This window comes from Streptococcus sp. HMSC067H01, from assembly GCF_001814775.1.
GTDB lineage: Bacteria > Bacillota > Bacilli > Lactobacillales > Streptococcaceae > Streptococcus.
In genome coordinates this window covers 373434-386000 of the sequence record NZ_KV817781.1, presented here as the reverse complement: position 1 = coordinate 386000, position 12567 = coordinate 373434, and the positions used below count along the sequence as shown (strand labels likewise).

The 12567-nt window shown below is 41.5% G+C and carries 10 protein-coding genes; 9 read left to right on the top strand and 1 reads right to left on the bottom strand.

Features of this window, described 5'->3' with window-relative positions; all coding sequences use genetic code 11:
• Positions 1 to 24 precede the first annotated feature (24 nt).
• The 6 genes from HMPREF2987_RS03150 (at position 25) to HMPREF2987_RS03125 (ending at position 8144) form a co-directional block, all read left to right on the top strand.
• Complete coding sequence (locus tag HMPREF2987_RS03150; protein WP_075229299.1) at positions 25 to 1311, top strand: homoserine dehydrogenase; 1287 nt, start codon at positions 25 to 27, stop codon at positions 1309 to 1311.
• 1 nt (position 1312) lies between these two features.
• Positions 1313 to 2182 (top strand): homoserine kinase, encoded by an 870-nt coding sequence (gene thrB / locus HMPREF2987_RS03145; RefSeq protein ID WP_075229298.1) that lies wholly within the window; start codon positions 1313 to 1315, stop codon positions 2180 to 2182.
• Between the two features lie 122 nt (positions 2183 to 2304).
• Positions 2305 to 3243, top strand: coding sequence for a peptide-methionine (R)-S-oxide reductase MsrB (gene msrB / locus HMPREF2987_RS03140; protein WP_075229297.1), 939 nt, complete (start codon positions 2305 to 2307; stop codon positions 3241 to 3243).
• 50 nt (positions 3244 to 3293) lie between these two features.
• On the top strand, positions 3294 to 5018 hold the full coding sequence (locus tag HMPREF2987_RS03135; protein WP_075229296.1) for an ABC transporter ATP-binding protein: 1725 nt from the start codon (positions 3294 to 3296) through the stop codon (positions 5016 to 5018).
• A 1-nt stretch (position 5019) separates the two neighbouring features.
• Complete coding sequence (locus tag HMPREF2987_RS03130) at positions 5020 to 6768, top strand: ABC transporter ATP-binding protein (protein ID WP_075229295.1); 1749 nt, start codon at positions 5020 to 5022, stop codon at positions 6766 to 6768.
• 116 nt (positions 6769 to 6884) lie between these two features.
• On the top strand, positions 6885 to 8144 hold the full coding sequence (locus tag HMPREF2987_RS03125) for a TRZ/ATZ family protein (RefSeq protein ID WP_075229294.1): 1260 nt from the start codon (positions 6885 to 6887) through the stop codon (positions 8142 to 8144).
• Between the two features lie 335 nt (positions 8145 to 8479).
• On the opposite strand, the gene HMPREF2987_RS03120 is transcribed toward HMPREF2987_RS03125, so the two are convergent.
• Complete coding sequence (locus HMPREF2987_RS03120; RefSeq protein WP_075229293.1) at positions 8480 to 9958, bottom strand: oligosaccharide flippase family protein; 1479 nt, start codon at positions 9956 to 9958, stop codon at positions 8480 to 8482.
• A gap of 124 nt (positions 9959 to 10082) precedes the next feature.
• Here HMPREF2987_RS03120 and mecA point away from each other — a divergent pair, with 124 nt between their 5' ends.
• The 3 genes from mecA to HMPREF2987_RS11215 form a co-directional block, all read left to right on the top strand.
• Entirely contained in the window at positions 10083 to 10817 is a 735-nt protein-coding gene (gene mecA / locus HMPREF2987_RS03115) for an adaptor protein MecA (protein WP_075229292.1), read from the top strand.
• A gap of 512 nt (positions 10818 to 11329) precedes the next feature.
• On the top strand, positions 11330 to 11893 hold the full coding sequence (locus tag HMPREF2987_RS03110; RefSeq protein ID WP_075229291.1) for a TIGR01440 family protein: 564 nt from the start codon (positions 11330 to 11332) through the stop codon (positions 11891 to 11893).
• A gap of 1 nt (position 11894) precedes the next feature.
• A partial coding sequence (locus HMPREF2987_RS11215) for a YSIRK-type signal peptide-containing protein (RefSeq protein WP_257375066.1) occupies positions 11895 to 12567 on the top strand: 673 nt, incomplete at its 3' end.

Genomic DNA, 12567 nt, shown 5'->3' with positions numbered 1-12567 from the left:
TTAGAAAATTTCGAGGAGACAAACATGTCAGTTAAGATTGCTTTACTTGGATTTGGTACAGTAGCCAGTGGTGTGCCATTCTTGCTAAAGGAAAATGGAGAAAAAATTGTTCAAGCAGCACATTCAGAAATTGAAGTAGCCAAAGTTTTGGTCAAAGACGATGAAGAGAAAGCACGCTTGCTTGAAGCAGGAAATGATTTTAATTTTGTAACGAATATTGACGAAATTTTGTCAGATAAAGACATAGCGATTGTTGTTGAGTTGATGGGACGTATCGAACCGGCAAAAACATTTATCACTCGTGCCTTAGAAGCAGGGAAACATGTCGTGACAGCCAACAAGGATCTTTTGGCTGTTCATGGTGCAGAATTGCTTGAGATTGCCAAAGCTCATAATGTTGCTCTTTATTATGAAGCAGCTGTTGCGGGAGGAATCCCAATCCTTCGTACCTTGGTCAACTCACTAGCATCAGACAAAATTACTCGTGTTCTTGGTGTTGTCAATGGAACATCTAACTTCATGATGACCAAAATGGTAGAAGAAGGCTGGTCTTATGCTGATGCCCTTGCTGAAGCGCAACGACTTGGCTTTGCTGAAAGCGACCCAACCAATGATGTGGACGGGATTGATGCAGCCTACAAGATGGTTATCCTTAGCCAGTTTGCTTTTGGGATGAATGTCAAGTTTGAAGATGTTGCCCATCAAGGAATCCGCAATATCACTCCAGAAGATGTGGCAGTTGCCCAAGATCTTGGGTACGTGGTTAAACTAGTAGGTTCTATCGAAGAAACACCTTCTGGAATCGCTGCCGAGGTTACTCCAACCTTCCTTCCTAAAGCTCATCCACTTGCAAGTGTTAACGGTGTTATGAATGCGGTCTTTGTGGAATCTATCGGTATCGGCGAGTCTATGTACTATGGACCAGGTGCAGGTCAAAAACCAACTGCAACAAGTGTTGTGGCTGATATTGCCCGTATCGTTCGTCGTTTGAATGACGGCACCATTGGCAAAGCCTTTAACGAATACCATCGTGACCTTGTTTTGGCTCAGCCAGAAGATGTCAAAGCCAACTACTATTTCTCAATCCTGGCTCCAGATTCAAAAGGGCAAGTCTTGAAATTGGCAGAGCTCTTTAATGCGGAAGATATCTCCTTCAAGCAAATCCTTCAAGATGGTAAGCAAGAAGGCAAGGCTCGTATTGTCATCATTACCCATAAGATTAACAAGGCACAGCTTGAAAATATTACAGACGCTTTGAAGGGTGTAGCTGAATTTGAACTTCTCAACACCTTCAAGGTTTTAGGAGACTAAGATGAAGATTATTGTACCTGCTACAAGTGCCAATGTGGGTCCTGGTTTTGACTCTGTTGGTGTAGCTGTAACTAAGTATCTAGAAATTCAGGTTTGTGAGGAACGTGAAGAATGGATGATTGAGCATCAACTAGGCAAATGGATTCCACGTGACGAGCGTAATCTTTTGCTGAAGATTGCTTTACAAATTGTTCCAGACCTCCAACCTAGACGTTTGAAGATGGTCAGTGATATTCCTCTTGCGCGTGGACTTGGTTCTTCTAGTTCAGTCATCGTTGCAGGAATTGAGCTGGCAAATCAATTAGGGAACCTAAAATTAACGGATCACGATAAGTTGCAATTGGCGACTAAGATTGAAGGACATCCTGATAATGTTGCACCTGCTATCTATGGAAATCTGGTCATTGCCAGCTCAGTCGAGGGTCAGGTTTCAGCAGTTGTAGCGCCTTTTCCAGAGTGTGCCTTTCTAGCCTACATTCCAAATTATGAATTGCGTACTCGAGATAGTCGTGGTGTCTTGCCCAAGAAACTTTCTTATAAAGAAGCTGTTGCAGCAAGTTCTATCGCCAATGTAGCGATTGCAGCCTTGCTGACTGGAGACATGGTCAAAGCAGGACAAGCTATTGAGAGTGATCTTTTCCACGAGCGTTACCGCCAAGATTTGGTGCGAGAATTTGCGACGATCAAGAAAGTTGCTAAGAGAAATGGTGCTTATGCAACCTACTTGTCTGGTGCTGGTCCGACTGTTATGGTCTTGGCTGATCCTGACAAGATGCCTAAGATTAAGGCAGAGCTTGAAAAGCAACCTTTCAAAGGTAAGCTTCATGATTTGCAAGTAGATACACAAGGCGTTCGCGTCGAAGCAAGATAAACAGAACAATAGGATGGGGAAACTCTCTATTAGAGGGCTTCCTGTCCTTTTTTTGAAAATGAAACATGGGATATGAAATGATTCCCAGTTTTGTCGGCCGCTGGACGGTCAAGGAGGATGAAATGGCAGAAATATATTTAGCAGGTGGTTGTTTTTGGGGCTTAGAGGAATACTTTTCCCGTATTTCTGGAGTGCTGCAAACAAGTGTTGGTTATGCTAATGGTCAAGTAGAAACCACCAATTATCAATTGATTAAAGAAACAGATCATGCCGAGACTGTGCAAATCATTTATGATGAAAAGGCAGTCTCGCTCCGTGAGATTTTACTCTATTATTTCCGAGTCATTGATCCTCTATCTGTCAACCAACAAGGGAATGACCGTGGTCGTCAATACCGCACAGGGATTTATTACAAAGATGAAGAGGATTTACCGACTATCAATACAGTAGTTCGTGAACAAGAACTCCTCATCGGTCGTAAAATTGCAGTAGAAGTGGAGAAACTACGTCACTATATCTTGGCTGAAGACTATCACCAAGACTATCTCAAGAAAAATCCTGGTGGCTATTGCCACATTGATGTGAGAGATGCTGAGAAACCACTGATAGACGCTGCCAACTACGAAAAGCCTAGTCAGGCAGTTTTACGAGAAAATTTGTCAGAAGAGTCCTACCGAGTTACGCAAGAAGCTGCGACGGAAGCTCCTTTTACTAATGCTTATGACCAAACTTTTGAGGAAGGAATTTATGTCGATATCACGACTGGTGAGCCCCTCTTCTTTGCCAAGGATAAGTTTGCCTCAGGCTGTGGTTGGCCAAGTTTTAGCCGTCCAATCTCTAAAGAGCTTATCCACTACTATCAAGACTTGAGTCACGGGATGGAGCGAATTGAAGTTCGTTCACGTTCAGGAAATGCTCACTTGGGACATGTCTTTACAGACGGACCTCAGGAACTAGGTGGTTTACGCTATTGTATCAATTCTGCATCCTTACGATTCATTGCTAAGGATGAAATGGAAGAGGCTGGATATGGCTATCTACTTCCATATTTGAACAAATAAAAAAGATGGTGGTTTTTCCACCTTCTTCATTTTGAAAATAGAAGGGACACATGAAACAATTACTTTCATACTTTAAACCCTACCTCAAGGAGTCATTTCTAGCGCCCTTGTTTAAGCTGCTAGAAGCCGTTTTTGAACTCTTGGTTCCCATGGTGATAGCTGGGATTGTCGACCAATCTATCCCTCACAAAGATCAAGGGCATCTGTGGCTGCAAATGGGTCTCCTCTTTGTTTTTGCAGTTATCGGCGTCCTAGTAGCCTTAGTTGCTCAGTTTTACTCAGCCAAGGCAGCAGTAGGATTTGCCAAGGAGTTGACCAATGACCTCTATCGTCATATTCTCTCTTTGCCCAAGGATAGTAGAGACCGTTTGACGACTTCGAGTTTGGTGACGCGTTTGACTTCAGATACCTATCAGATTCAGACAGGGATTAATCAATTTTTACGCCTATTTTTAAGGGCGCCTATTATCGTCTTTGGGGCTATCTTTATGGCCTATCGTCTCTCGCCTGAATTGACCTTCTGGTTTTTGGTCATGGTTGCCATTTTGTCCTTTGTCATTGTCGTGTTATCACGCTTGGTCAATCCTCTCTATAGTATTTTGAGAAAGAAAACAGACCAGCTGGTTCAGGAAACACGCCAACAGATACAGGGGATGCGCGTGATTCGTGCCTTTGGCCAAGAAAAACGAGAAATCGAGAATTTCCAAGTACTTAATCAAGTCTATACGGCTATCCAAATGAAAACAGGCTACTGGTCCAGTCTCTTGACCCCCTTGACCTATTTGATCGTCAATGGAACTTTGCTGGTGATTAACTGGAATGGTTATATTTCTATCCAGGGAGGCTGGCTCAGTCAAGGTGCCTTGATTGCCTTAATCAACTATCTCCTGCAAATCTTGGTAGAGTTAATAAAACTAGCCATGCTCATTAATTCACTCAACCAGTCCTATATTTCTGCCAAGCGGATTGAAGAAGTCTTTGCAGAAAAGCCTGAAGATATACTGGCAGAAATTGCTCAAAAAGAAACTTCCTCGAACCAGTCCTTACGAGTTGAACACTTGAGCTTTACCTACCCAGACGCTGCTCAACCATCCTTGCGAAATCTTTCTTTTGCTATGCAACAAGGACAAGTTCTTGGAATCATCGGGGGGACTGGTTCTGGTAAGTCAAGTTTGGTACAGGTTCTACTTGGTCTTTATACGGCAGATAAGGGAAGTATTTCCCTTTATCGAGATGGACGTAGTCCTCGCAATCTTTCTGAATGGCGGTCCTGGATGGCCTATGTCCCTCAAAAGGTTGAACTCTTTAAGGGGACAATCCGTTCCAATTTGACTTTGGGTATGGAAGGGCCTGTCTCTGACCAAGAACTCTGGCAGGCTTTGGAAATTGCTCAGGCCAAGGACTTTGTCAGTGAAAAGGAAGGTCAGTTGGACGCAGAGGTTCAAGCAGGCGGTCGTAATTTTTCAGGTGGACAAAAGCAACGCTTGTCGATTGCCCGAGCAGTCTTGCATCAAGCATCTTTTCTCATCTTGGATGATGCGACTTCAGCCCTTGATACCATCACCGAGTCCAATCTTCTGAAGGCTGTTCAAGATAACCTACCAAACACCAGCTTGATCTTGATTTCCCAACGAACTTCAACCTTGAAGATTTCTGATCAAATTCTCCTTTTAGAGAAAGGGGAGCAATTAGCACTTGGAAATCATAAGGAATTGATGGAGACTAGCCAAGTCTATCGTGAAATTAATGCATCCCAACATGGAAAGGAGGACTAGAATGAAAGGCAAACATGCAAGTCAACCCCTTAAACGATTAGCAAAAGATTTAGCTGGCCATCCCGTCCTTCTTTTCCTGGCTTTCTTGGGTACTATTGCTCAGGTAGCCCTATCAATCTATCTACCAATCTTGATAGGACAGGTGATTGACCAAGTCCTAGTCGATGGTTCATCCCAGCTATTTTGGCAGATTTTCCTCCAGATGATATTGGTGGTGATAGGAAATACGCTGGTACAATGGGCCAATCCTCTCCTCTATAATCGACTGATTTTCTCCTATACCAGAGATTTGCGCGAAAAAATCATTGAAAAGCTCCATCGTCTTCCGATTGCCCTTGTAGATAGACAAGGTAGTGGGGAAATGGTCAGCCGTGTAACGATAGATATCGAGCAGTTGGCAGCGGGTCTGAATATGATTTTCAACCAATTTTTCATAGGAGTTTTGATGATTTTGGTCAGCATCCTTGCTATGCTCCAAATCCATCTATTGATGACTCTCTTGGTTCTGCTCTTAACACCTCTATCTATGGTCATTTCACGCTTTATCGCTAAGAAATCCTACCATCTCTTTCAAAAGCAGACAGAGACTAGGGGGATTCAGACTCAGTTGATAGAAGAATCGCTCACCCAACAGAACATTATCCAGTCCTTCAATGCTCAGGAAGAATTTATCGAGAGACTTCATGAGGCAAATGACAACTACGCAGGTTATTCTCAGTCGGCAATCTTTTATTCATCGACAGTCAATCCTTCCACCCGTTTTGTCAATGCCCTCATTTATGCTCTACTTGCTGGTGTTGGAGCCTTGCGCATCATGGTGGGTTCAACTTTGACGGTTGGTCGATTGGTAACCTTTTTAAACTATGTGCAGCAGTACACAAAGCCTTTTAACGATATCTCATCAGTCTTAGCAGAGTTGCAAAGCGCCTTAGCTTGTGCAGAACGTGTTTATGCTGTTCTAAAAAGTCCAGAGGTTACAGAAACTGGTCTTAAAGAATTGAACAGCGACCAAGTCAAGGGAGCTATTTCCTTTAAGCATGTTTCTTTTGGTTACAATCCTGAAAAAATCTTGATCAAGGATTTGTCTATTGATATTCCAGCTGGTAGCAAGGTTGCCATCGTTGGACCAACGGGTGCTGGTAAGTCTACCCTTATCAATCTCCTCATGCGTTTTTATCCGATTAATTCAGGAGATATTTTGCTAGATGGTCGCTCCATTTATGACTATACCCGAGCTTCTCTTCGACAGCAGTTTGGGATGGTGCTCCAAGAAACGTGGCTCAAGCAGGGAACCATTCATGACAATATTGCCTTTGGCAATCCTGATGCTAGCCGAGAGCAGGTCATTGCAGCAGCCAAGGCAGCAAATGCAGATTTCTTTATCCAACAGTTGCCACAGGGTTATAATACCAAGCTTGAAAATGCAGGGGAATCCTTGTCTGTTGGTCAAGCTCAGCTTTTGACCATTGCCCGCGTCTTTCTAGCCATTCCTAAGATTCTGATCTTAGACGAAGCGACATCCTCCATCGATACTCGGACAGAGGTGCTGGTTCAGGACGCCTTTGCCAAACTCATGAAAGGTCGGACAAGCTTTATCATTGCCCACCGTTTATCGACCATTCAAGATGCTGATTTGATTCTTGTCTTGTTCGATGGAGATATTGTCGAATATGGCAATCATGAGGAACTCATGACGAGAAAAGGCAAATACTATCAAATGCAAGAAGCAGTAGCCTTTAGTCCAGAATAGACTTTACCTAGTTTCTTAAGCAAATACAAAATAAAAGTTGGCTTAGGGTGACTTTTTTGTTACAATAGCTAGAAAAATTATCTGGTATGAAAGCTAATTTAGAAAAGGAGCCTAGTATGAAAGTCTTTCAGCATGTAAATATCGTGACTTGTGACCAAGATTTCCACGTCTACCTGGATGGGATTTTAGCTATTAAAGAATCCCAAATCGTCTATGTCGGCCAGAAAAATCAAGAGATTCTCGAGCAAGCAGATCAAATCATAGACTATCAAGGTGCCTGGATTATGCTTGGCTTGGTTAACTGCCATACCCACTCTGCCATGACAGGTTTGAGAGGGATTCGTGACGATAGCAATCTCCACGAATGGCTGGAGGACTATATCTGGCCAGCAGAAGCAGAGTTCACACCTGACATGACTACAAAGGCCGTCAAAGAGGCGCTAACAGAGATGCTCCAGTCAGGAACGACAACCTTCAATGACATGTATAATCCTAATGGAGTGGATATAGCTAAGATTTATGAGGTAGTCAAGGCTTCCAAGATGCGTTGCTATTTCTCTCCAACCCTCTTTTCTTCAGAACTGGAGACGACAGATGAGACCATAGTCAGAACTCGTGCTGTCATCGGGACAATCAAAAGCTATCAGGATCCCAATTTCAAGGTTATGGTGGCTCCTCATTCGCCCTACAGTTGTAGCCGAGAATTGCTGGAAGCTAGCTTAGAACTAGCAAAAGAAGAAGACATTCCCCTTCATATCCATGTAGCTGAGACCCAGGAAGAGTCAGGCATTATCCTGAAACGCTATGGCAGAAGACCAATAGCCTTTCTAGATGAACTTGGGTATTTAGATCATCAGGCTGTATTTGCTCACGGTGTTGAGTTAAATGAAGCAGAAATTACCCGCTTGGCAGATTCGCAAGTCGCTATCGCCCACAATCCTATCAGCAACCTCAAACTAGTCTCAGGGATTGCACCAGTCGTCCAACTTCAAAAGGCAGGAGTGCCAGTTGGTATTGCAACAGACTCAGTTGCCTCTAACAATAACCTTGATATGTTTGAGGAAGGGCGGACTGCAGCACTCTTACAGAAGATGAAGAGTGGTGATGCCAGCCAATTTCCAATCGAAACTGCCCTTAAGGCCCTGACCATTGAAGGAGCTAAGGTGTTGGGAATGGAAGATGAGATTGGTAGTTTGGAAATCGGCAAGCAAGCTGATTTCCTAGTCATCCAACCCCAAGGCAAAATCCACCTTCAACCTCAAGAAAATATGCTATCTCACCTCGTTTATGCCGTCAAATCCAGTGATGTTAATGACGTCTACATTGCAGGTGAACAAGTCGTGAGAGCTGGGCAGGTACTAACAGTAGATTTGTAAGTGATACTCTTTCTAATTTTTTAAAGCTAGGTTAGTCTAGCCTTGACCTAGTTTAACATGTTCATTGAGTGAGTATGTATTGTCCATGATGCTCTTGGATGCATAGTAAAGAGAGTGGGACAGAAATCGGTAATTCGTTAGAATTCGATTTCGTCGTCCCACCTCCGCACAGTTGAGTAGGGCTGTAAAAGCTTATGAAATCAGCGTAGAAGAGCCCACTCAACCACTGCGTCTTGCTCGGCAATCCAAAGACAATTGAGAGGCTAGGACTTTTGTCCCAGCCTCTTTTGTTGTATCATATTTAATTTGAATATTTTTGAGAAGGATAAAGACCTCTATCCTCTTTTAATCTTAGCACAAACTAAGTCAAGCGCATAATGAAGTGTTTTATCTTTGATAATAAAGAGGGTGATAGCGTAATAGATGCCACAAGCTGCGATTGTAGAAAGAACCATGCTAATCATCTTCATTGTAACTTCATAGCTATGAACTTGGAAGAGGGTTTTAAAAACATAATAAATTGGGATGAAACCAAGTGACACGATTGTGTAGCGAGCCAAGGTTGTAAAAATTTCTCTCAAATCCAATAGTTTGTGCTTCTGAATAAAGCTAATTTCTAGCAGTACCACGATTGATTCAGCTATAATGGTTGTTCCAATGTAGTATTCAGGACTAAAGATATTATTGAAAAGGAGTAGTGAGTTTAGGACTACATTGACACCGCCACCGATAAAGTAGAAAGCAGTCAAACGATTTTCATGGTCATTAATAAAGATAATCTGTTTTCCAAGGATTAATTCGATAGCCCAGATAATGGTACGAAAGGCAAAGATACTCGTTACGATTCCTGCTTCTAGATATTTCTCAGAAGAGTAGATAACTGTAGCATAGGTTCCCAAAACCATAATACCAATACTGGTAGGAACCATGAGGAAGTAAAAGAGGGATGCGCCCTGATTGACCAAATTTTTATAAGAAGTAAAATCTTTTTTTCCTAGATAATAACCCAGTCGTGGGATGCTGACGTTGATAGCTCCACTGAGGACACTGGCAATCAGCATAACGATACTGGAGGCAATGGTGTAGTAGGAGATAAAATTCTCATCAGGTCCTTTAGTGATGAACATACGGTCTAGCAAGGTATAGAGCATATTAGCATTTGCTAGAAGGAGCATGGTTAAGAGTGGTTTAGATGACTTGAGAAGTTCGATGAACTCAATCTTAACAAAGGAAACCTCTCTTTTAATCCAGAGGAAGCTGAGCAGATAGTTGATAATGGTTGTCGCACTCATGATTGTGGCATAAGGAACAATATCATCAGGTGTCTTGACGAAGGCAAAGATAGCCACTAACATTCCAATTCGGATAACCAGTGTTTTATAAAGGATAAAAGAATAGTTCTCGTAGGCTTCATTCATCCACTCGATATTCAGAAATTGGAAGAGGGCCTGGATTCCAAGGATATAGTAAAGGATTTTCAGATTGACAATACTAGTATCAAAATGAATAAAGAGGAAGTAAATTGCAGTTGTCAGAATTGAAGTAATCAGGGAAATATAGAACAACTTAGAAAAGACATAATTGATCTTATTCTCATCATCCTTAACCTTACTGATAGCTCGAATCCCATAATTATAAATCCCAAAGGCGGCGAGTGGAATGACAAAGCTCGCCCAGGTGTTGGCAGTGTTGAAGTAGCCGTAATTCGATTTGCTAAGAATCCGCGTTAGATAGGGATTAGTAATCAAAGGAAAAACGATATTTAAGATATTGACCAGCAAGCTAGCCAAAGCGTTAATTTTTATATTTTTCATGAAACTTTCTTTCTTACATTCTAAAATAGATACTAGTATTATATCACATTCCAACGCCATTCTTTTGATAAAATCTGTGAAATCTTGTATAATAGATAGAACTGAAAGTATGAGGTTACGAACTATGAAAATGAAACAAATCAGTGATACGACTTTGAAAATCACCATGTCTTTAGAAGATTTGATGGATCGAGGGATGGAAATCGCAGACTTTCTCGTTCCACAAGAGAAAACAGAAGAATTTTTCTACGCAATTTTGGATGAACTAGAAATGCCAGACAGTTTCTTGGACACAGGTATGCTTAGCTTCCGAGTGACTCCAAAGCCTGACAAGGTTGATGTCTTTGTAACCAAGTCAAAGATTGACCAAAATTTGGACTTTGAAGATTTGGCAGATCTTCCAGATATGGATGAATTGGCTAAAATGTCTCCAGATGAGTTCTTGAAAACATTGGAGAAAACCATGGCAGAAAAAACTAAAGACGATATTGAAGCCATTCAATCTTTAGAACAGGTTGAAAAGGAAGAGGAAGCAGCGTTTGATGAAGCCCTCGAAGAAGAAGGAAAAAGAGAACCTTATATCTACTACATCCTACGCTTTGACAACTTAACTAGTTTGGTTTCTTTTGCCAAAACAGTTACTTATCAAATGGAAACTTCAGAACTCTATAAGATGAATGACCAGTATTATCTGACAGTCTTAGTGGATGTAGAGGATCGACCAAATCTTTATCCAGCTTGGTTACTGGCTCGTATGCGAGAATTTGCGGATGATAGCGACATCAGCCGTTCGGTTCTACAAGAATATGGTCAAGTGCTCATCAATCATGATGCGGTTCAAGGACTCCAAAAAGTTTAATAGAGAAAAAGACAGGGAAGGAGAACTTCTCTGTTTTGTTGTAAATTTTAGATTTTTGAAAAATTGGATTTAGTTTGTATTTAAAAATCTGCCATAGTATAATTTGAGAGTGAAATTAAAGGTTATGCATCATTTCATGAAAGTTTTCTGATATGATTAAAGATTAATACAAGGTAGAAAAAAAGTCCAAAAAATTAAACAAAGTAGTAGCTTTAATGGAAGAAATGGGGTAGAATGATAGAAGTTGCTTTTCGGTAGTTTAGAATCGAATCAACTGACAAATCTTTTAGGTGTAAATGTTGTTAAATCAACTATTTTACTAAACTATTATATTTTTTTTGTTTTCAAGATGGCGTTTTATGTTGTCTTGGGAAGTGAAAGAGATTAGAATCAGTTTTTGAAAAAAGCCCTCATATAGTTTTTGAATCCTAGCAAATGGACCCCTATCTTTTCCAACCTTGCTAAAATTGATGAAAAACGATATGATAGAATGAAAAAAAGCGAGGTGAAAAATGGACCAAAGACGGATTCAAACAGAAACACAGCAGATACTTGAAGATGTTTTAGACAAGGCTTCTATACAGGAAGGTGCACTATTTGTCTTAGGTTTGTCTTCGAGTGAAGTGCTGGGAGGACACATTGGCAAAGATTCGAGTCAGGAGATTGGTGAGCTAATCGTCAAGACAATGTTGGAGCTGTTGACGGCTAAGGGGATTCACCTAGCTGTTCAAGGTTGTGAACATGTCAATCGCGCTCTAGTTGTTGAACGAGAAGTGGCTATAAAATATCAGTTGGAGATTGTGAGTGTACTCCCGACCTTACATGCAGGAGGTTCTGGTCAATTGGCCGCCTTTCGCTATATGAAGGATCCAGTGGAGGTCGAATTTATTAGAGCTGATGCTGGTTTGGACATCGGAGATACTGCTATTGGGATGCATATCAAACATGTTCAGGTACCCATTCGCCCAGTCCTAAGAGAGATTGGTCATGCTCATGTAACGGCACTTGCAAGCCGACCAAAACTCATTGGAGGAGCGCGTGCTCAATATCCAATAGATCACATTAGAAAGATTTAAAATGAAAAACAGAAAAATGCAGTTTGATAGAGTCATTAAATACTCTATTCGGAAGTTCTCAGTTGGTGTAGGTTCTGTGGTTATCGGGACATTTCTTTTGGGGGCAAATAACTTTTTAGTTGAAACTGTTGCAGCTAACGAAGTAGCGACACCTAGCCAAGTTCATTACCGTTATTTGGCTGAGCAAGAATTGACAGAAGCAGAAAAAGCTTTGATCCATCGCGAACTTCCTTCTGATTTAAAGCAAGATGATGTTGTCTATCTTGTTTACAGAAAGAAAGAAATGAATTCTCAACAATTGCCTAACACTGGAAGCAAGGAGTTGGCATTGGCAACTCTCGGTTTTGCAACAGCGTCTATGGTTGTCGTTGTGATGTCTAAAAAACACCGCAATAAAATGTTGGGTATTCTCTTTATTGGAGCTCTAGGTGGTAGTTACTTTATCCCTCAGTCAGCTCAAGCATTTGAGAATAACATCTTAGTGTCCTACAACCAAACGATTGCTGCAAGTAGTCAAGAGGACTTAGCCAAAGGTGTCATTCAGATCGAAGGATACGAATACGTAGGTTACTTTAAAGCATCAGATTTCCAAGACCAACCAGAACAAATTGCTACTGCTAAGGGAACGCAAGAATCAGGGCATGAAGGTGAATCACTGGTTCAACCAGAATTGC